We start from the raw sequence: 20,730 nt of genomic DNA, 5'->3' as shown, positions 1-20,730 counted from the left end.
CCGTCCGCGTCCGTGATGTTCACCGATCGCCGATCAGTCTCGTCCACGCGAGGAGCGTGATCGGGTCATGGCGGCGAAGGCCGGCCGGCTCGGCGGTCAGGCGAAGAGTTCGAGCTGGGGCGCCGGCCGTGGTCGGGGGGCGGGGTCGGCCCGGGGGAGTTCGCGTCCCGCCGGGAGCAGACCGTGCTGATCGAGTAGTGGATCGATCCGTTCACGCAGCCAGGACGCGTATTCGGGAGCGACCACCGCACCGCGCCGGTACAGCTGGCGGTAGCGGCGCAGCAGCGCCGGATGGTTCTCGGCCAGCCAGCCCAGGAACCAGCCGCGGGTGCTGCCGCGTAGGTGCAACGGCAGCACCACCGCCGATACCGCGCCGGCCGCCGCGAGTTCGCCGAACAGTTCGTCGAGTTGGGCCCGGCCGTCGGTGAGGTACGGGATCACCGGCGCCACCATGACGTTCACCGCGAAACCGGCGTCGCTGCAGGCGCGCACCAGGTCCAGCCGTGCGCGCGGCGACGGGGTGCCGGGTTCGAGTCCGCGGTGGAGTTCGGGTTCCAGCAGCGCCAGCGATATTCCGATGTGCACCTCGACCTCGCGCGCGGCCAGCGTGAGCAGCGGTAGATCCCGGTGTAGCAGGCTGCCCTTGGTGAGAATCGAGAACGGTGTCCCGGAGTCGGTGAGTGCGCGGATTATTCCGGGCATCAGCCGATATCTGCCCTCCGCCCGCTGGTAGGGGTCGGTATTGGTCCCCAGCGCCACCTTCTCCCGGTGCCACGACCGCCGGGTGAGTTCGCGCCGCAGGATCGCGGCGATATTGGTCTTCACCACTATCTGGGTGTCGAAATCGGTTCCGGCGTCGAGTTCCAGATACTCGTGCGAACCACGCGCGAAGCAGTAGCGACAGGCGTGCGAACATCCCCGCATCGGGTTGACCGTCCATTGGAACGGTAGCTTCGACTCGTCGGGAACCTTGTTCAGCGCACTCTTACACAGCACTTCGTGGAAGGTGATGCCGTCGAATTCGGGAGTTCGTACGGTGCGGGCGAACCCGGCCCGGTCGAGGCCGGGCAGCGCGCCGTCGTCGGCATCCAGGGATTGGTTCTGCCACCGCACCGGACCAGTCGAACACGCGTTCTAAGTGCTGTCAAGCAGTCGGCGTGAAGTCGGGCAGCGGCGCGTGTGGATCGGCGAAGAACGCCACCAGATCGCGCACCGTGTCGTCGGTGGGCCGTGGCTGGTAGCCGAGTTCCCGGGTGGCCTTGTCGTGGTCGACCAGCGGCGCCGAAACCAGCGCGCCGAGTGCGGCTTTGGACACGATATCGGTGCCGAGCCGTTTGCCGATCGGCTCCAGCACCGGGATCAGTCCCGAGACCAGCTTCGGGGAGATGGAGAATCGGGGACCTTTCTTGCCGCCGTGCCGGGCGGCCATTCGGCACAGCTCGAGCATGGAGATCATCTCGCCGCCGATCAGGTAGTTCTCCCCGGTACGGCCGTGTTCACCGGCCAGGACGAGGCCGCGCGCGACATCGCGCACGTCGACCAGGTCGAAACCGCCGTCGATCATGGCGGGGATCCGGCCGCGGGCCGCGTCGCGCAGCGAGCGGTTGATCCGGGACAGCGGTGTGCCGTGGTCGGCGGGTCCGAAAACGCCGGTGGGATTGCAGATCACCGCGTCCAGGCCGGCTTCGACGACCTTGCGCAGCTCGAGTTCACCGGCCCATTTGGAGCGGTCGTAGACGGGCAGGCCTGGCTCGGTGGAACGCAGGGTGGTCTCGTCGATATTGCCGCCGCAGCTGTACTGGTCGAAGGCGTGGATCGAACTCGCGTGGACGAAACGGCGCGCCCCGACGGCGTGGGCGGCCGCGGCGACCACCCGCACGCCTTCGGTGTTCACCCGCCAGGCCAGATCGTGTTTATCGGCGAGGGTGATCACGGCGACCAGGTGATACACCAGTTCGGCGCCGTCCAGGGCGGTTCGCATGGATTCGGGATCCAGGACGTCGGCGCTCACCCAGGTGATGTTCGCGGCGCCGGGCTGCCGGGGCGGGACCCGATCGATGGCGACGATATCGTCGCCGCGCTCGGCGAGCAGCGGGAGCAGATTCGTACCCAGGTAGCCGGCTGCGCCGGTCACTGCGACCTTCATGGTGAAGAGAATATAGAACTTGTTCTAATTTGCAACAGGTTCTAGTTTTGTGGCCCGGGATCGTCTCGTGTGGGAATGGTTCGGTGGGCTATATTCGGGCGGCAACCATTTGGTGCCGCAGGGGTGTGTGTCGTTGCGGCGTACGGAGATGTCCCGAACGGTGGCCACGATGATGTTCAGCACGAATCAGGGGGGAGTTCGATGAGTAACGTCTCGGTAGTAACCGAAGCGCTGCGAGCGTTCGGAATCACGAATGCCGGGATCGGCACCGAGATCGCGGCGGCCGGCGATATCGACGCCGTGGCCAATGTCGCCGCGCTGACGCCGGTTTTCGGTTTGATCGGGGCCGACTATCTGGCCATGTTCGCCGCCGCCCAGGTATTGCAGGCGCGCGATGTCAATGATCTGTCGGCGAAATACCAGAAACTGTCGGCGGCCGCCTTCACCTCCGCCTTCAACTACGACGGCACCGACGATGCCACCGCCGGGGTGCTCGGCGCGGCCGGAGGTGGGTTGTGAGGCCGCTCGACACCACCGCCGCCACCGGCGTCATCGCACCCGAACTCCAGCAGGCGGTGCCGTCGGCGTCCACGAGCGCCCCCGCCGTCGCGCCGGCCGTCCAGCCGGATCCGGGCGCGGCCGTCCAGGATGTACCGCTGGCCCAGCTCCCGGACGGTGAGATGCCGCTCGAAGCGCCGGAATTCGTGCTGTCCCAGCGGATCTCGGAAGAGACCCACGCGGCGACGGGTATGCCCACGGCGGGTTTCCCCGGTGCGCCGGGTCTCACCGGGGACGCGCCCGCCGCGCAGGACATCTTGTCGGGCGCGGTCGACGATGCCTCCGGTCAGGCGAATCAGCTGCTCGGCGCGGTGAACCAGGCTGCCGCGCCCGTGGTCGAGGCAGCCGACGGCGTGCTCGGCCAGGCGCTGTCCGCCGTCGGCGCCGGAGCATCTTCCGGACCCGGGACGCCGTCCGGTGCGGCGGCTACGCCCGCGGCGGCCGCCCCCGCGCTGCCCGCCGATCCGGTCGGCGATCTGCTCGGCGGCGCCGCACTGCCCGCGCTGCCGGGTATCGACGTGCTCTTCCAGCCGATCCACGACCTGCTGAGCAGTTTCGGCACCGGCGTCATCGGCGCGCTGGATCCGACCGCGATCCTGAGCCAGTCGTCGAAGATCATCGAAACAGCCATGGGAGTGGGGAAGAGCAGTCTGACCGCGATGGGTCAGGTCTGGGAGAGCGACGCCGCCCAGACCGCGCAGACCGCCGGGCAGGAGGCCAACAACTCCGGTCTGGAGACCAGCCAGCGCGGTATCGACATCTCCGCCCTGACGCAGCTCGCGGCCGGTGTGGTGCAGCAGGGCAACGCCCAACTCAGCACCATCGCCACCTCGTTTCTCGGCCAGGCGGTCGCCTTGGCCCCCGTGGTGATGACCCCGCCCGCGCAGACCGCGCTGATCGCCTCGGCCACCGAACACCTGGGCCAGGCCGTGATCGTGGCCAACGCCACCCGCGGTGATCTCGCGGGCAAGACCGCGGAGCTCGGCGGCATGGTGCAGAACCTGGTCGGCGTCGACGGACAGCAGGCCGCCGCGGCCGCGCAGGACGTGGCGCAGAGCGTCGGTGAACCGATCATGCAGCAGGCGCAGAGTCTGGCCTCCGATCCTTCGGGTCTGGAATCGGTGCTGGGTTCTTCCGCCGACGACCCCGCTGCCACGACTCTCGCCGGTCTGCACTCCGGCAGCCCGAGCACCACTCCCGGTAGCCCGGGGCTCTCGACGGGCAGCCCGGGACTCTCGACCGGATCGCCCAGCGGCAGCCCGAGCCTGCCCGGTTCCCCGCTGGCGGGAGTACCGGGCTCGACCCAGAATCCGCTGACGAACGTGATGCGTCCGGGCGGCTTCGCCGGGATGCCCAACCCGGCGGCCACCTCGCCCGCCTCGAGTTCGTTCATGGGTTCGCCGGGCGGGGCCGGGGCCGGCGGGCAGCGCAACAGCGACGAGGAACACTCCCGCACGGTCGAGTCGTACCGCAGCACCACCGGCAACGACGATCTCACCGGACCGTTGGGTGAATCGGCGCCCGAGGTGATCGGGGCGGTCGACGCCGACGAGGACGCCGGTTACGACAACCAGTTCTGAAGTTACGTGCGCGGGAAATCAGCTACGCGCGGGAATCAGCGCAGGGCGGGCGGGCTGCTGAGATCCGCGGCCGAGTAGGTGTCGCAGGCCCGGACTTCGCCGGTGCGGTATCCGGTGAGGAACCACTTCTGCCGCTGTTCGGAGGCGCCGTGCGTCCATGCCTCCGGGTTCACCCGGCCGTGGGCGGTCTCCTGGATCCGGTCGTCACCGACCGCCGACGCGGCCGACAGGGCGTCCTGGATATCGGTATCGGTCAGCGGCTGTAGAAACGGTGTATCCGCACCCGGTGCCGGCGTCTTGTCCGCGTAATGCGCCCAGATACCCGCATAACAATCGGCTTGTAGCTCGGTGCGCACCGCGCCGGATTCCGGCCCGCGCGGGTCCTGCTGCGCACGGCCGATATCGCCGAGCAGGGTCTGTATGTGATGGCCGACCTCGTGTGCCACCACATATTCCTGGGCGAGAGGGCCGCCGGTGGCGCCGTACCGGTCCACCAGCTCCTGGAAGAAGGCGACATCGAAATAAGCCGTCCGGTCGGCCGGGCAGTAGAACGGTCCGACATCGCTGGTGGCATACCCGCAGCCGGTCGAGATACCGCCGGTGAACAACCGGATGCCGGGCGGCTCGTAGGCGGTGCCGGTCTGCTCCGGCAGTTCCTGGGACCACACCGCGTCCAGGCTCTGCGCGGTGAACACAACCCTGCAGTCCACATAGTTGTTGGCGTCCGCACCGGTCCGGCAGTGGTCGGGGGTGCCCGCCGCGACCTCGGCGCTCTGCCCCGGATCCTGGGCGCCGGTGAACTCACCGAGGACCGAACCCGGATCGCCGCCCACGAGCAATGCGAACACCAGGACGATCAGGCTGCCGGCCCCGCCGCCGAGGGCGAGTTTGCTGCCCCGGCCCGGGCCGCCGCCCGAGGAAGCGCGTCCGGGGTCGATCGGCAAACTCTCGTTGAAAGTCATGGCTGATCCCGTCTGTGAACGTGGACGTCGCAGCGTGCTCGGGTGTGGGCAATATATCCGTTTACGTCCGCTCGGCGGGGCCCACTACGATGGCAACCGCATCCGGAGGCCGTCCCGGTGTGCTCCGACCGTCGAAAGGAATACCGTGCTGCGCACCCACTTGGCCGGTTCATTGCGAAGTGAACAGGCCGGTCAGACCGTCACCCTCTCCGGTTGGGTGGCACGGCGGCGTGACCACGGTGGCGTGATCTTCATCGATCTGCGCGACGCCTCCGGCGTGGCGCAGGCAGTGTTCCGGGAGGGGCCGGCGGCCGAGCAGTCGCACCGGCTGCGGGCGGAATACTGTGTGCGGATCGTCGGCGTGGTCGAACCCCGCCCGGAGGGCAACGAGAACCCGGAGCTGCCGACCGGCGCCATCGAAGTCGACGTCAAAGAGCTCGAAGTGCTCAACGAGAGCGCGCCGCTGCCGTTCCAGCTCGACGACCAGCCCGGCGAGGAAGCCCGCCTCAAATACCGCTATCTGGACCTGCGTCGTGAGGCTCCCTCCCATGCCATCCGGCTGCGGTCCAAGGTCAACGCCGCCGCGCGCTCGGTACTCGCCGGGCACGAATTCATCGAGGTCGAAACCCCGACGCTGACCCGCTCCACCCCCGAGGGCGCGCGCGACTTCCTGGTGCCCGCCCGGCTGCAGCCCGGCAGCTTCTACGCGCTGCCGCAGAGCCCGCAGCTGTTCAAGCAGCTGCTGATGGTGGGCGGTATCGAACGGTACTTCCAGATCGCCCGCTGCTACCGCGACGAGGATTTCCGCGCCGACCGCCAGCCCGAGTTCACCCAGCTCGATCTGGAGATGAGTTTCGTGCGGCAGGAAGACGTCATCCTGCTGGCCGAGGACATCCTGGTGGCGCTGTGGGAGCTCATCGGTTTCCGGATTCCCACACCGATCCCGCATATGACCTACGCCGAGGCGATGCGGCGGTTCGGCAGCGATAAGCCCGACCTGCGTTTCGGGGTGGAGATCACCGAATGCACGGAGTACTTCGCGAACACCCCGTTCCGGGTGTTCCAGGCGCCCTACGTCGGTGCGGTCGTCATGCCGGGCGGAGCGGGGCAGCCGCGGCGCCAGCTCGACGCCTGGCAGGACTGGGCCAAACAGCGGGGTGCCAAGGGGCTGGCCTATGTGCTGGTCGGCGAGGACGGCGCGCTCACCGGTCCGGTGGCCAAGAACCTCAGTGAGGACGAGCGGGCGGGGCTGGCCGCGCATGTGGGCGCCGAGGCGGGCGACTGTGTGTTCTTCGCGGCCGGACCGGCCAAGGCGCAGCGCGCGTTGCTCGGCGCGGCACGCGCGGAGATCGCGCACCGGGTCGGCCTGATCGACGAGAACGCGTGGTCGTTCGTGTGGATCGTGGACGCCCCGCTGTTCGAACCGGCAGCCGACGCCACTGCCAGCGGCGATGTGGCGCTGGGCTATTCCGCGTGGACGGCGGTGCACCACGCTTTCACCTCGCCCAAACCGGAATCGATCGACACCTTCGACACCGACCCCGGTTCCGCGCTCGCCTACGCCTACGACATCGTGTGCAACGGTAACGAGATCGGCGGCGGCAGTATCCGTATCCACCGGAAAGACGTGCAGGAACGCGTATTCGCGGTGATGGGGATCAGCGAGGCGGAGGCACAGGAGAAGTTCGGGTTCCTGCTGGACGCGTTCGCCTTCGGCGCGCCGCCGCACGGCGGTATCGCCTTCGGCTGGGACCGGATCGTGGCCCTGCTCGCCGGGCTCGACTCGATCCGCGAGGTGATCGCCTTCCCGAAAACCGGCGGCGGCGTCGACCCGCTCACCGACGCACCGGCGCCGATCACCGCGCAACAGCGCAAGGAAGCCGGTCTGGACGCCAACCCCCAGTCCAAGGAGAAAGGGGCCGACGGTAACGGCAACGGTGCGGTGCGGACCGCGTCGAGCGGGGGCGGCGTCGCGTAACGGGCGCTAGACAGGTGCCAGCGGGCCGCCGGTGAGTGTGCGATACGCGTAGGTGACCGCGATCGTCGCCACCGGCCCCGCCACCAGCAGGCCGAACCCGCATGCCAGCAGCCCCAGCGCCGTCACCACGACCACGGTCAGCACCAGCAGCAGTACCCGCCACGGGTCGCGCAGGACGAGCAGGAAACTCGATTTGATCGCCTCCATCGGGGTCTGACCCTGCTCGATCGCGAAGTGCAGCGAGAACATACAGCCGATCCCCACCACGATCCCGGGAATCAGGCACAGTGCGGAGGCGAGAGTGGTCGCGAGGAAGGCCAGCAGCGCCGTCAGGAACGCGTTCCCGATGCTGCCCAGATAGAAATAGGAGCCGAAACCGGGGCGGTAGCCGTCGGTCTCATAGAGCGCTCCGCGGACCATGGTGGCCTGGAGTAACCACAATCCGGCCATGACGGCGGCGAATATCACCAGCAGGGTCAGTGCCGATCCCGGTTCCACGACCCTGGCGACCAGATAGAACAGCAGATAGATGATCAGGCCGAGGGAGGTCACCGCGACCCACGGGCCGGGGTTGAGCCGGAATTTCTCCAGGCCGTAACTGAGCGCGTGCCCGACATCGAGCCGACCGGGGATGCCCGTGCCCAGCGCCTGATACCCGTAGACCTGCTGGTTCGGGTCCGGGCCGGTGCCGGGCGGGCCGTAGACCGGCTGTCCGGACGCCGCATCGGTTTCCGTGCTGCCATGGGGGGTGGTCGGCCCGGGGACGCCCGGCCCCGCGGGATCCACCGGTGGGGCGTAGCGCGGTGCCGCGGGCAATTCCGCCGCGCCCGGCGGGTGCGCTGCGACCGATTTCCCGGCCGGTGTGACGCCACCCGGCCGATCGGCGGCCGGTGGCGTGTCCGGACTCACCGAGGTGTGGCCCGATTCGGGTGTGGCGGCAGGGCGCGGGCCCGCGGCGTCGTCGGGCCGGGTACGCGCCACGGCCTCCGGCCGGGTGCCTGCGGTGGCCGGATCGCCGGGAGAACCCGGGGCGGAACGCGGTGTGTCGGTCACGCTGGCATACCTTTCGACGCAACTGGTTTCCGGTGTGGCGCACAGCAGTTCAGATCGAGAAAACCCGACCCGCACAGCGGTGTCAAGCAGGCCGTGCGCACGGCCCGGAATACACCGGACACGCCGGACGACACGGAAAGGTTGTCGAACCGCTCGCTAGAAGTGACCGAATGCGAGTAACTTGAGATGCGATGACTGCACTACTGGCCGAACGAGCCACCGAAGTCGTATCCGCAGCGCAGCAGTTGCTCACAAAGCGAATGGGTGCTCCGGTGAAGCTGAGCGATCCCACCGAACTCAGCGGTAGCGGACGAACCACTGTCCTACGCGTCCGGGTCGCCGAGAACGCTTTCTCGCTACCTCGCACCCTGATAATCAAGCAGGTGCGCGGTTCCGTGCCCGACCCCAAGAACGTGACGATCACGCCGGGCGTCGCGAGCGTGGATTCGGCATTTCTCCGGGAAGCGGTGTCCTATCAGTTCACCACCGCGCTGAGCCGCGGCGAGCGTCCCGGCGCCTATCTGATCGCGCACAGCCTGCCCGATCGTCTGCTGGTTCTCAGCGATCTGGGTGAGAACACCAAACTCACCGACGTACTGAGTTCGGGAGCCGAACCGGCCACCCGCAACGCGATGATGGCGTTCGCCCAAGCACTCGGCCGGATGCACGCCGCGACCGTCGGGCGCGAACCCGATTTCGTCGCGCTGCTGCGCCGCGTCGATGTGGTGCACCGGGTGGACGGGATCGTGCAGCAGGCCGAAGCCGCGGTCGCCGAGATGCCGGCGCTGTTGCGGCACGAACTCGGCATCGAGGTGCCCGACGAGGTGACCGAGCAGATCACCCACGGCGCCCGGCTCTTCTCGGGTGGCCGGTTCCGTGCGTTCAGTCCGTCGGATCTGTGCCCGGACAATGTGATCCTCAACGAGGAGGGCGCCCGAATCCTCGACTACGAATGGGGCGGATTCCGCGACGCCACCCTCGATATCGCCTACGCGCTCGTGTCGTTCCCCGGATGCCTCTGCGATATCGAACTCTCCCGTGAACGAGCCACTCAGATGGTGGAGGCCTGGCGCAGCGAGGTCGTCGGCGTCTGGCCGGCGCTGGCCGACGACACTCTGCTGGCGGACAAGATCCTCGAGGCCAGACTGATCTGGGTCTGGCTGAGCACCTATTGGTTCCTGCCCGCCGATCACGCACGAATCGCCGTCGCACGGGAACACGGTCTCTCGGTGCCGCGGTCCGACGCGCTGCTCAACCGGTGGGCGGGCCTCGCCGAGGACGCACGGTGCATCGGCAACGACGCGGTCGGCGATTTCGCCGAAGCGGTGTGCGCGGTCCTCGATGAACACCTGAGCTGAACCATCTGCCCCGCCTCCGGCGGGAAGCGGCCGCTGACCCGGAGTCCGTGCCGGACGCGGTGTCGGCGGCGGACGGTACGGTCGCAGGCATGAGTGACGGTCTGTTCGATATGCCCGGTGTGGGGGCGGTCGCACCGGATATCGCCTCGCCGGACGCGGCCGCGCGGGCGAGTGGAGCGCGGGCGCCGCTGGCGGTGCGGATGCGGCCCGACACATTGGACGAGGTCGTCGGACAACAACACCTGCTCGGGCCCGGATCGCCGCTGCGCCGGCTCGTCGAAGGCTCGGGTGCGGCGTCGGTACTGCTCTACGGCCCGCCCGGCACGGGGAAGACCACGCTCGCGTCGCTGATCTCGCATGCCACCGGCCGGCGGTTCGAGGCGTTGTCCGCGCTCTCGGCCGGGGTCAAGGAAGTCCGGGCGGTGATCGACATCGCGCGGCGGCGGTTGACTGCGGGGGAGCAGACCGTGCTGTTCATCGACGAGGTGCACCGCTTCTCCAAGACCCAGCAGGACGCGCTGCTGGCCGCGGTCGAGAACCGGATCGTGCTGCTGGTGGGCGCGACCACGGAGAATCCGTCGTTCTCGGTGGTGGCGCCGCTGCTGTCCCGGTCGCTGGTGCTGCAGTTGCACGGGCTCGGCCCGGACGAGATCCGGGCCGTGCTCACTCGCGCGATGGCCGATCGGCGGGGTCTCGACGGGCAGTACACGGTTACGGCTGAAGCGTTGGACCATATCGTGCGCATCGCGGGTGGTGACGCGCGGCGCGCGCTCACCGCGCTGGAGGCGTCGGCGGAATCGTCGCTGGACGGGACGGTCGGCCTCGACCTGGTGGCCGCCAGTATCGATAAGGCCGCCGTACGCTACGACCGGGCCGGCGATCAGCACTACGACGTGATCAGTGCGTTCATCAAGTCCATCCGCGGCTCCGATGTCGACGCGGCGCTGCACTACCTCGCCCGGATGTTGACCGCCGGCGAGGATCCGCGATTCATCGCCCGCCGGCTGATGATCCATGCCAGCGAGGACATCGGCATGGCCGATCCGACCGCGTTGCAGACCACCACCGCGGCCGCGCAGGTCGTGCAGCTGGTCGGTCTGCCGGAGGCCCGGCTCGCGCTGGCCCAGGCGACCATCCATCTGGCGACCGCGCCGAAATCGGGCGCGGTGGTGGCCGCCCTCGGCGCGGCCATGGCCGATGTGGCGGCGGGGAAAGCGGGCACGGTGCCGCCGCATCTGCGCGACGGGCACTATTCGGGCGCGGAGCGGCTCGGGAATGCCCAGGGTTACCGCTATCCCCATGACGACCCGGGCGGGGTGCTCGCCCAGCAGTACCCGCCGGACGAATTGGTCGGCGTCGACTATTACCAGCCCACCGATCACGGTCATGAACGGACCGTCGGACCTCGGGTGAGCACGCTGCGCAGGATCGTCCGGGGTCGCGGCCCCGGTTAACCCGGCTCGGTGATAAATGGGGTGCACCGCACCGGTAGGCTGGATATCCGTGCAGACCCACGAGATCAGACGGCGGTTCCTGGACCATTTCGTAAGTGCCGGGCATACAGAGGTGCCCAGTGCATCGCTGATTCTCGACGACCCGAACCTGCTGTTCGTGAACGCGGGCATGGTGCAGTTCAAACCGTATTTCCTCGGTCAGCAGACCCCGTCGTTCCCGCGTGCGACCAGCGTGCAGAAGTGCGTGCGTACCGGTGATATCGAGGAAGTCGGCGTCACCACGCGGCACAATACGTTCTTCCAGATGGCGGGTAATTTCTCGTTCGGCGACTACTTCAAGGAAGGCGCCATCCGCTTCGCCTGGGAACTGATCACCAAGTCCCAGGAGGAGGGCGGTTACGGGTTCGATCCGGGACGGATCTGGGTCACCGCCTATGAGGACGATCCCGAAGCCGCGGAGATCTGGCGCCGGGTCGCCGGGATCCCGGACGAGCGGATCCAATTCCGGGACGGCAAGGACAACTACTGGGATATGGGTGTGCCCGGTCCCGGCGGACCCTGCTCGGAGATCTATTACGATCGGGGACCCGAATACGGCCGCGACGGTGGTCCCGTCGTCGACGAGGACCGCTACCTGGAGATCTGGAATCTGGTCTTCATGCAGGACATCCGCGGCGAGGACAGCCCGAAGCAGGGGTTCCCGCCGGTCGGGGTGCTGCCGAAGAAGAACATCGACACCGGCATGGGTGTCGAGCGCATCGCGCTGCTGCTGCAGGGCGTCGACAACGTGTACGAAACCGACCTGCTGCGCCCCATCATCGACAAGGCCGAGGAACTCACCGGCCGCTCCTACGGTGTCGAGCACGCCGACGATGTGCGGTTCCGGGTCATCGCCGACCATGCGCGTACCGCCGCGATGCTGATCGCCGACGGGGTCAACCCCGGTAACGACGGCCGGGGATATGTGCTGCGCCGGCTGCTGCGCCGCATCGTGCGCTCGGCCCGGCTGCTCGGCGCCGAGCAGCCGGTGATGAGTGATTTCATGCGGGTTGTGAGCGATCTGATGGCGCCCTCCTATCCGGAGCTGGCCACCGATTACACGCGTATCGAGACCGTCGCGGTCGGCGAGGAGACGGCGTTCCGCAAGACCTTGAGCACCGGGTCGAAACTGTTCGACGAAACCGCCGACCAGGTGCGGAGCGCCACACCCAAGGGCGCGACCGGCACCATTTCCGGGGCCGACGCCTTCACCTTGCACGACACCTACGGTTTCCCGATCGACCTCACCCTGGAGATGGCCGCGGAGGCGGGGCTGTCGGTGGACGAGCAGGGCTTCCGGACGCTCATGGCCGAGCAGCGGCGGCGCGCCAAGGAAGACGCGCACGCGCGCAAACACGCGCACGCGGATCTGTCGGTGTACAAGGAACTGGTCGACCGCGGCGATACGGAGTTCACCGGGTTCGACGAGCTGACCTCCGAGGCCCGGGTGCTCGCGCTGATCGGCGACGGTGTCCGGGTGCCGACCGCGCTCGCCGGCACCGATATCGAGGTGATCCTGGATCGCAGCCCGCTCTATGCCGAATCGGGTGGCCAGATCGCCGATCGCGGCACGATCACCGCAGCGGGCACGAAACTGACCGTCAACGACGTACAGAAGATCGCGAAGAAGCTCTGGGTGCACCGGTGCACGGTGGAGCAGGGGCAGATCACCGAGGGCGATGTGGTGCTGGCCCAGGTGGATCCCGACTGGCGACGCGGCGCCACCCAGGGTCATTCGGGCACCCATATGGTGCACGCCGCCCTGCGGCAGATCCTGGGACCCAATGCGGTACAGGCCGGGTCGCTGAACAAACCGGGGTATCTGCGGTTCGACTTCAACTGGCAGGGGCAGCTCTCCGAGCAGCAGAAGGCCGATATCGAGGCGGTGTCCAACGACGGTGTGGGCGCCGACTACCCCGTGAACACCTTCGTCACCGATCTGGCGAAAGCCAAGGATATGGGTGCGCTGGCGCTGTTCGGGGAGAACTACGGCGACCGGGTGCGCGTGGTGGAGATGGGTGGGCCCTTCTCCATGGAACTGTGCGGCGGTACGCATGTGGGTCATTCCTCGCAGATCGGCCCGATCACGCTGCTGGGCGAATCCTCGGTGGGCTCGGGCGTGCGCCGAGTGGAGGCGTTCGTGGGACTGGATTCCTATCGCCACCTGGCGAAGGAACGGGCGCTGCTCGCCGGTGTCGCGTCGATGTTGAAGGTCCCCTCCGACGAGGTGCCGGGCCGAGTCGAGCAGCTGGTCGATCGGCTCAAGATCGCTGAGAAGGAACTGGAGCGGACCAAGGTGGCGGCGGTGCTGTCCTCCGCGGGCGCCTACGCGGACGCCGCGGAACGCTTCGGCGAGGTGCTGCTGGTCGCCGCGGCCGCGCCCGCGGGCGTCTCGGCGGGCGATCTGCGCACGCTGGCCACCGATATTCGTGGGCGGCTGGGCAGCACACCCGCCGTCGTGGTGTTGCTCGGAAATAACGAGGGCAAGGTGCCGTTCGTGGTGACCGTGAACAAGCCGGCCCAGGGGCTGGGCTTCGCCGCGGGTGATCTCGTGGCGGTGTTCGGCCCGAGTATCGCGGGCCGCGGTGGCGGGAAGCCCGAGATGGCGCAGGGCGCCGGTTCGGATCCGTCGGGTATCGACGCGGGACTGGCTGCCGTCCGCAGCCATATCGGCGCGCACGCCGGCTGATGGCGGCAGGCTCGGAGGCGCGGCCTCCGGTCGACCGGCCCGACCCGGCTACCGATCCGGGCCGGGGCCGTCGGCTCGGCATCGACGTGGGCAGTGTGCGGGTCGGTGTGGCCGCCAGCGACCCCGACGGGATCCTCGCGACCCCGGTGGAGACCGTGCCGCGGGACAACCGCGCGCGCCGGTCCGGTCGGGCCGCGCGCGGGTCCGCGGACCCGGCGCACGGCTCCACCGCCGGCGCGGACAGGTCCGCCGCGACCGATATCACGCGGATAGTCGCACTCGCGCACGAGTACGAGGCAGTGGAGGTCGTCGTCGGTCTTCCGCGCACGCTGCGCGGGGAGAACGGGACCGCGGCGCGGCTGGCGACCGAGTTCGCCGAAAGGTTGCGCGACTCGCTGCCCGAAGTGCCGATCCGGCTTTCCGACGAACGTTTGACTACGGTGTCTGCTGCACGCGCTCTGCGGGACAGCGGTGTTCGAGCGCGCGGTCAGCGGCAGGTGATCGACCAAGCGGCTGCTGTGTCGATCCTGCAGAGCTGGTTGGACGAACGGAGTTCAGTGATGAGGTCGGCCGAGGACGCGGCACGGGCCGCGTTGTCCGGAGACGATGAATGACAGATCGATGGGCGCAGGCGGAGGCGCGATTCCGGCAGCGTGAGGCCGAGCGGCGATACCGCCGCGACGATCAGGCCTGGGAACGTTCCCGCCGGGGGCGGGCCGCGCCGGTGGCCGAAGAGCCGGACTGGGACGACGATCCCGAGGGCGGCTGGGATCCCTTGGAAGACGACGACACCGCCGTCATTCCCCGGTATGTCGATGACGAAGACGATTTCGACGACGATTTCGACGATGAACCCGAACCCGAACCCAGACCCCGTACCCGCCGTCGCGCCGGCGCGCGCACCGCGCCGCCGCGCGGTGGCCGGGCCGCCGCCCGGAAGGCCGCCCGCAAACAGGAGGGCGGCCGCCGCAAACTGATCTGGGTGGCCGCCGGGGTCCTGCTCGTGCTGGTTCTGGGCGCCGGTGTGTACAAGCTGGTCAACCGCTACACCCCGGCCGAGGATTTCGCCGGTCCCGCCGGCGCTCCGGTCGTGGTTCAGGTGAAGAACGGGGACACCGCCACCGAGATCGCCTCGACCATGGCCGATGCCGGGATCGTCGCCAGTTCCGCCGCCTTCTACGAAGCCGCCGTGCAGGACGAGGGTATGAACGCGGTACAGCCCGGCTACTACGCGATCCCGGTGCACAGCCCGGCCGCGGACGCGGTCGCGGCGCTGGTGGCACCCGGGTCGAGGGTCGGGAATGTGGTCGTCTCCGAGGGGCGGCAGCTGCACGATCAGCACGATGTGAACACCGGTGCGCGCAAGGAGGGGATCTACACCAAGATCGCCGCCGCCAGTTGCGTGGGCGCCGAGCCCGAACACCGGTGCGTCACCTACGAACAACTGGAGCAGGCCGGCGCCGGAACCGATCTGGCCGCGCTCGGGGTTCCGGAATGGGCGGTCGACGCCGTCCGGCAGGTGCCCGATCGCGCGCGTCAGCTCGAGGGGCTGATCGCGGCCGGCAGCCTGGATTTCGATCCGAGTGGATCGGCGCAGGATATTCTGCGGCAACTCGTCGGTGAGAGCGCCCGCAGCTACGAATCCACCGGGCTGCTGGAATCCGGCCGCATCAACGGTCTGAGTCCGTACGAGACGCTGATCGGCGCCTCACTCGTGGAACGTGAAGCGCTGCCCCAGGATATGAGCAAAGTCGCCCGCGTGATCGTGAACCGGCTGGACATCGACCAGCCGCTGCAGTTCGACTCGACCGTCAACTACGCGCTCGACAAAACCGAGGTCGCGACCACCGACGCCGACCGCGGCCAGACCACGCCGTGGAACACCTACGCCATGCCCGGGCTGCCTGCCACCCCGATCTCCTCGCCGTCGATCGCGGCGCTGGAAGCGATGGAGGAGCCGGAACCCGGTACCTGGCTGTATTTCGTCACGGTGGACAAGCAGGGCACCACGCTGTTCACCGAGAGCTACTCCGAACACCTGGCGAATATCGAACTCGCGATGGAAAGCGGGATTCTCGACAGTGGGCGCTGATTCGGCGGGGTCGCGCCGCGCCGCGGTGCTCGGCAGCCCCATCACCCATTCGAAATCCCCGCAGCTGCATCTGGCCGCCTATCGCGCGCTCGGTCTCGACTGGACCTACGAGCGGATCGAGTGCACCGCCGACGAGCTGCCCCGTCTGGTCGACGGGCTGGGCCCGGAGTGGGCCGGGTTGTCGGTGACCATGCCGGGCAAGGAAGCGGCCCTGGCCTACGCCCAGGAACGCACCGAACGAGCGGTTCTGGTGGGGTCCGCCAACACGCTGGTCCGGACCGCGACCGGCTGGCGTGCCGACTGCACGGACGTGGACGGGGTGCTGGGCGCGCTGCGCGGCGGCGGTGTGACCGAGTTGTCCGAAGCGGTGGTGCTCGGCGCGGGAGGCACCGCGCGGCCCGCCCTGCTGGCGCTCGCCGAACTCGGGGCCGCCGGCGTCACCATTGTGGCTCGCGATGCCGGCCGGGCGGCGGGTGCGCGTGACCTCGCCGATCGACTCGGTATGGCCACCGAGTCGATCGGGTTCGACGCCCCGGAGCTGGCGGCGGTATGCGCCCGAGCCGGAGCCGTGGTGAGCACCGTCCCGTACCCGGCTGCCGCGGCGGTCGCCGCAATGGTGGCGGCCGCCCCCGTCGTGCTCGACGCCCTGTACAATCCGTGGCCCACTCCGCTCGCGGAGGCGGTCACCGCGGCCGGGCACACGGTGATCGGCGGTCTGCAGATGCTGCTCGAACAGGCCTACGGGCAGGTCGAGCAGTTCACCGGGCAGCCCGCGCCCCGGGCGGCGATGGCGGCGGCACTCGCCGACCTCGGCTGATCCGGGCGATATCCGTACCGGATCGGGACGAATTTCTGTAACGGGTTCTAGCTTGGTCCGCGGGGCGTTATGGTGATCGGCATGACTGCGTGGTTGTTGCGGGCACTGGCGCTCGGTGGACTGGCCGTCGTGCTGCGGGTGCTCCTCGGGTTCGCGATGGGGTACATCCCGACCTACGGACTGTGGTTGCGGCTGCTGTGCCTGGTGGTCCTGATCGGAGTCGCGGTGGCGTGGGGCGTACGCGACGGCCGGGCCGATCGCCGCGAGCACCCGAACCCCGAACAGGGTGTCGATCTGACGATCCGGTGGTTGCAGACCGCGGTGGTCGCGGGAATCGGCAGCGGACTGGTGTCCTGGCTGCTGGATTTCCTGCCGAAGGTCGATCTCGGCGACGGCGGTCTGCTCTTCGAGGCCACCGCCGGTTCGGCGTTCATCCTGCTGCTCGTCTTCGTTCCCGGGCTCATCGGCGTGGCCGTCGGGCGGCGGCTGGGGAGCCGCGACAACAATCGTTCCACCGCGGGCGCGCCCGCGCTCGGCTCACCTGCCTGAGGCCGATCGCGCGCCCGGCCTGCTGAGCCCATTTCTGCGGGCCACAGCTCCCGATCCGGCCTCCGCGAGTCGGCTCATTCGGAATCGTGCTGTGGGCGCCGCGGTGGTCCGGCGGAGCACGGCGGCCGGGATTTACGGTGGTGCGACGATCCGCCGCACCACCGGACTCTCACAGCAGGATCGCGCCACCCCCGGCTGTACCGGCGCCGGCGACCGCCGAATACGCCGCGGCGAGCAGCGCGGGGTCGGGGCCCTCCAACCGGCCCGGTTTGGCCAGCCCGTCCAGCACCACGAACCGCAGGACACCGGAACGGGTCTTCTTGTCCGTCTGCATCGACTCCAGCAGTTGCGGCAGGGCATCGGGATCGTAGGTGGTGGGCAGGCCGACACTCTCCAGGATGCTGCGATGCCGGTCGGCGGTGGCGTCGTCGAGACGACCGGCCAGGCGGCCCAGCTCCGCCGCGAAGACCAGACCCACCGATACCGCTGCGCCGTGGCGCCAGCGGTAGCGTTCCCGGCGTTCGATGGCGTGCCCGAGGGTATGGCCGTAGTTGAGGATCTCGCGCAGCGCGGACTCCTTGAGGTCGACCGCGACCACCTCGGCCTTGACCGCCACCGCGCGGCGGACGAGTTCCGGGAGTACCTCACCGGTCGGGTCGAGCGCGGCCTGCGGATCGCGTTCGATCAGGTCCAGGATCACCGGGTCGGCGATGAAACCGGCCTTGATGATCTCCGCCATCCCGGCGACGATTTCGTTGCGCGGCACGGTTTCCAAGGTCACCAGATCCACCAGCACCGCCGACGGCTCGTGGAAGCATCCGACGAGGTTCTTGCCGGCCTCGGTGTTGATCCCGGTTTTTCCGCCCACTGCCGCGTCCACCATGGCCAGCAGTGTGGTGGGCACGTGCACGATTTTCACGCCGCGCATCCAGGTCGCGGCGACGAAACCGGCGAGGTCGGTGGCGGCGCCGCCACCGAGGCCGACCACCACATCGCTGCGGGTGAGGCCGATCCGGCCCAGCACCTCCCAGCAGAACCCGGCGACCGCGAGTTCCTTACCGGCTTCCGCGTCCGGGATCTCGATGCGATGCGCGTCGACCCCGGCCTCGGCCAGTGCGCTGCGCACCACCTCGGCGGTTTCCACCAGCGAGGGCTGATGGAAGAGGGCGACGGTGCGTACCCCGCCCATACCGGTGACCACTTCGACGAGATCACCGAGCAAACCGCGGCCGATGATCACCGGATAGGCCTCGGCGGTGCGGACCTCGATACGCGTCGGTTCTGTCACGTGTGCTGCTCCGATCCTGTCTGTTTCTGGTCGTCCTGGTCGCGTTGCTGCCGTCTGGCCCGGGCTCGTCTGGCCCGCGCCCGGCGGGAACGTCCCGGGGTGCGCAGGCCGCCCTCGGTGGCGGATCCGGTCGGAGACGCCCCGGCCGGGGTTGCCTCCTCGACCGAGTCCCTCGCCGATCCCGCGTCCCGGGTCGTCTGCTCGGCGGTGGTCCGCCGGTGCACGATCGCCGGTTCCGTACCCGCGGCCCCCTCCGCACCTGATTCCGTGCGCTGCTGCGCGGCCGCCCGGCGCGCGCGGGCCCGCGCGCGCCGCCGTGCTCGGGATCTGCTGGTGCGCTGGGCGGTCGATTCCGAACCGGGTTCGCCGTCCAGCGCCCCGGCGGTGTCCCGGACCGAATCCAGCGACAGTTTCCCCAGAATCGAACGGACCACGCGGCCGGGACTGCGTCCGTCGGTGCGCACCCGGACCGAGGTCACCTCGCGGTAGAGCGGTCGCCGGGTGCGCATGAGTTCCCGGTATTTCGCGCCCGGATCGGTACCACCCAGCAGTGGCCGGGTATTGCCGGCGCCCGTGCGGCGCAGACCCTCGGCGATACTGATCTCCAGGTACACCACGGTCCGGTCGCGGAGCAGGGCACGGGTGCGTTCGGACAGCACCGCGCCGCCACCGAGCGATACGACCCCGCTCCGGGTGGTCAGGGCGCGCCCCACCACCTCCTCCTCGATCCGGCGGAATTCCGCTTCTCCGCCGGACGCGAAGATCTCCGGGATGGTGCGGCCGGTGACCTCCTCGATCCCGGTATCGGTGTCGTAGAGCTCTACCCCGAGTTCGCGGGCCAATTTCCGGCCGATCGTGGTCTTTCCCGCGCCCGGCGGGCCGATCAGCACCACCAGCGGGGTGTGCGGATCGGGCTGCGCGGTCATTACGCCGGATCGGCGGCGACGGGATCGCCCGGGTTCAGATGGGGACGCCCGCTGATCCGCTTCAGGTAGCCGTCGAGGTTGCTCACCGTCTCGGCGATCGAATCGCCGCCGAACTTCTCCAGTGCGGCCTGCGCCACCACGAGCGCCACCATCGATTCCGCGACCACCCCGGCGGCCGGTACCGCACACACATCGGAGCGCTGATGGATCGCCACGGCTTCTTCGCCGGAGGACATATCGACAGTGGCCAGCGCGCGCGGGACGGTGGAGATGGGTTTCATGGCCGCCCGGACTCGCAGCGCCTCCCCGTTGGTCATCCCGCCCTCGAGACCGCCCGCGCGGTTGGTGGACCGCAGTACGCCGTCGCTGCCGGGTCGCATCTCGTCGTGCGCCAGGCTGCCGCGCCGCCGCGCCGTCTCGAAACCGTCGCCGACCTCGACGCCCTTGATGGCCTGGATTCCCATCAGCGCCGCCGCGAGCCGCGAGTCCAGCCGCTGCTCGCCGCTGGTGAACGAACCCAGCCCGACCGGGAGTCCGGTGACGACCACCTCGACCACACCGCCCAGGGTGTCGCCGTCTTTCTTCGCCGCCTCGATCTCGGTGATCATGGCCTGCTCGGCTTCGGCGTCGAAGGCCCGGACCGGGCTCTGATCGATCGCGGCCAGATCGGCGCCGGTGGGCACGACTCCGGAGGTGTTCGCGGCCGTCCCGATGGAGACCACATGGGAGACGACCTCCACCCCGAGTGCCTGGCGGAGGAACGCCCGTGCCACGGTGCCGGCCGCGACCCGGGCTGCGGTCTCGCGCGCGCTGGCCCGCTCCAGCACCGGACGGGCGTCGTCGAAACCGTATTTGAGCATGCCCGAATAGTCGGCGTGACCGGGTCGGGGCCGGGTGAGCGGGGCATTGCGGGCCAGTTCGGCGAGTTCGGCTTCGTCGACGGGGTCGGCGGACATCACGGTGGTCCATTTGGGCCATTCGGAGTTGGCGATCTCGAGGGCGACGGGCCCGCCCATGGTGCGGCCGTGCCGGACACCGCCGATCACGGTGACCTTGTCGGCCTCGAACTTCATCCGGGCGCCGCGACCGTAACCGAGCCGTCGGCGCGCCAGCTGTGCGGAGATCTCCTCCGAGGTCACCTCGACACCGGCGACCATCCCTTCCAGGAGGGCGACGAGAGCGGGTCCGTGAGATTCTCCAGCAGTTATCCAGCGCAGCACGCCGACCATCTTCCCATGTCG

16 protein-coding genes and 1 pseudogene are annotated in these 20,730 nt (G+C 69.1%); 10 read left to right on the top strand and 7 right to left on the bottom strand.

Annotated elements, in window-relative coordinates; all coding sequences use genetic code 11:
* Positions 1-96 precede the first annotated feature (96 nt).
* Both OG804_RS12690 and OG804_RS12685 read right to left on the bottom strand, forming a co-directional pair.
* Entirely contained in the window at positions 97-1,113 is a 1,017-nt protein-coding gene (locus tag OG804_RS12690) for an Rv2578c family radical SAM protein (protein WP_328397135.1), read from the bottom strand.
* Between the two features lie 31 nt (positions 1,114-1,144).
* The gene (locus OG804_RS12685; protein ID WP_328397133.1) at positions 1,145-2,146 is read right to left on the bottom strand and encodes an NAD-dependent epimerase/dehydratase family protein; all 1,002 of its coding nucleotides are present in this window, start codon (positions 2,144-2,146) and stop codon (positions 1,145-1,147) included.
* 201 nt (positions 2,147-2,347) lie between these two features.
* On the opposite strand from OG804_RS12685, the gene OG804_RS12680 reads away from it, so the two are divergent.
* Both OG804_RS12680 and OG804_RS12675 read left to right on the top strand, forming a co-directional pair.
* Positions 2,348-2,665 (top strand): type VII secretion target, encoded by a 318-nt coding sequence (locus OG804_RS12680; protein WP_328397131.1) that lies wholly within the window; start codon positions 2,348-2,350, stop codon positions 2,663-2,665.
* On the top strand, positions 2,662-4,284 hold the full coding sequence (locus OG804_RS12675; protein ID WP_328397129.1) for a hypothetical protein: 1,623 nt from the start codon (positions 2,662-2,664) through the stop codon (positions 4,282-4,284). Before OG804_RS12680 ends, OG804_RS12675 begins: the two co-directional genes overlap by 4 nt.
* 35 nt (positions 4,285-4,319) lie before the next feature.
* Here the strand turns inward: OG804_RS12675 and ypfJ are convergent, their stop codons facing one another.
* Positions 4,320-5,246 carry a KPN_02809 family neutral zinc metallopeptidase gene (gene ypfJ / locus OG804_RS12670; protein ID WP_328397127.1) on the bottom strand — a complete coding sequence of 309 codons (927 nt, stop codon included), beginning with the start codon at positions 5,244-5,246 and terminating at the stop codon, positions 4,320-4,322.
* Between the two features lie 145 nt (positions 5,247-5,391).
* Between ypfJ and aspS the strand changes: the two genes are divergently transcribed.
* Positions 5,392-7,224 carry an aspartate--tRNA ligase gene (gene aspS, locus OG804_RS12665; RefSeq protein ID WP_328397125.1) on the top strand — a complete coding sequence of 611 codons (1,833 nt, stop codon included), beginning with the start codon at positions 5,392-5,394 and terminating at the stop codon, positions 7,222-7,224.
* A 6-nt stretch (positions 7,225-7,230) separates the two neighbouring features.
* Here the strand turns inward: aspS and OG804_RS12660 are convergent, their stop codons facing one another.
* A complete protein-coding gene (locus tag OG804_RS12660; RefSeq protein ID WP_328397123.1) occupies positions 7,231-8,277 on the bottom strand; it encodes a hypothetical protein in 1,047 nt (348 codons plus the stop codon).
* Positions 8,278-8,468: 191 nt separating this feature from the next.
* Between OG804_RS12660 and OG804_RS12655 the strand changes: the two genes are divergently transcribed.
* The 7 genes from OG804_RS12655 (at position 8,469) to OG804_RS12625 (ending at position 17,275) form a co-directional block, all read left to right on the top strand.
* Positions 8,469-9,635 carry a phosphotransferase family protein gene (locus OG804_RS12655; RefSeq protein WP_328397121.1) on the top strand — a complete coding sequence of 389 codons (1,167 nt, stop codon included), beginning with the start codon at positions 8,469-8,471 and terminating at the stop codon, positions 9,633-9,635.
* A gap of 89 nt (positions 9,636-9,724) precedes the next feature.
* On the top strand, positions 9,725-11,089 hold the full coding sequence (locus tag OG804_RS12650; RefSeq protein WP_328397119.1) for a replication-associated recombination protein A: 1,365 nt from the start codon (positions 9,725-9,727) through the stop codon (positions 11,087-11,089).
* A gap of 49 nt (positions 11,090-11,138) precedes the next feature.
* Positions 11,139-13,817, top strand: coding sequence for an alanine--tRNA ligase (gene alaS / locus OG804_RS12645; protein ID WP_328397117.1), 2,679 nt, complete (start codon positions 11,139-11,141; stop codon positions 13,815-13,817).
* Entirely contained in the window at positions 13,817-14,431 is a 615-nt protein-coding gene (ruvX, locus tag OG804_RS12640) for a Holliday junction resolvase RuvX (RefSeq protein ID WP_328397115.1), read from the top strand. Before alaS ends, ruvX begins: the two co-directional genes overlap by 1 nt.
* Positions 14,428-15,909: an endolytic transglycosylase MltG gene (locus OG804_RS12635; protein ID WP_328397113.1), complete on the top strand. Its 1,482-nt coding sequence runs from the start codon at positions 14,428-14,430 to the stop codon at positions 15,907-15,909. Before ruvX ends, OG804_RS12635 begins: the two co-directional genes overlap by 4 nt.
* Positions 15,899-16,726: a shikimate dehydrogenase gene (locus OG804_RS12630; RefSeq protein ID WP_328397111.1), complete on the top strand. Its 828-nt coding sequence runs from the start codon at positions 15,899-15,901 to the stop codon at positions 16,724-16,726. Before OG804_RS12635 ends, OG804_RS12630 begins: the two co-directional genes overlap by 11 nt.
* A gap of 81 nt (positions 16,727-16,807) precedes the next feature.
* The gene (locus OG804_RS12625; RefSeq protein WP_328397109.1) at positions 16,808-17,275 is read left to right on the top strand and encodes a B-4DMT family transporter; all 468 of its coding nucleotides are present in this window, start codon (positions 16,808-16,810) and stop codon (positions 17,273-17,275) included.
* Between the two features lie 169 nt (positions 17,276-17,444).
* On the opposite strand, the gene aroB is transcribed toward OG804_RS12625, so the two are convergent.
* The 3 genes and pseudogenes from aroB to aroC all read right to left on the bottom strand — a co-directional run bounded on the left by aroB (position 17,445) and on the right by aroC (position 20,709).
* Complete coding sequence (gene aroB / locus OG804_RS12620; RefSeq protein WP_328397107.1) at positions 17,445-18,563, bottom strand: 3-dehydroquinate synthase; 1,119 nt, start codon at positions 18,561-18,563, stop codon at positions 17,445-17,447.
* A 407-nt stretch (positions 18,564-18,970) separates the two neighbouring features.
* Positions 18,971-19,489, bottom strand: a pseudogene (locus tag OG804_RS12615) (shikimate kinase); the annotation flags it as partial.
* The gene (gene aroC / locus OG804_RS12610) at positions 19,489-20,709 is read right to left on the bottom strand and encodes a chorismate synthase (protein ID WP_328398360.1); all 1,221 of its coding nucleotides are present in this window, start codon (positions 20,707-20,709) and stop codon (positions 19,489-19,491) included. The gene aroC and the pseudogene OG804_RS12615, both read right to left, overlap by 1 nt.
* Between the last annotated feature and the right edge of the window lie 21 nt (positions 20,710-20,730).

It is taken from the genome of Nocardia sp. NBC_00416, assembly GCF_036032445.1.
Lineage (GTDB): Bacteria > Actinomycetota > Actinomycetes > Mycobacteriales > Mycobacteriaceae > Nocardia.
This window is presented reverse-complemented; position numbering and strand designations above follow the sequence as displayed.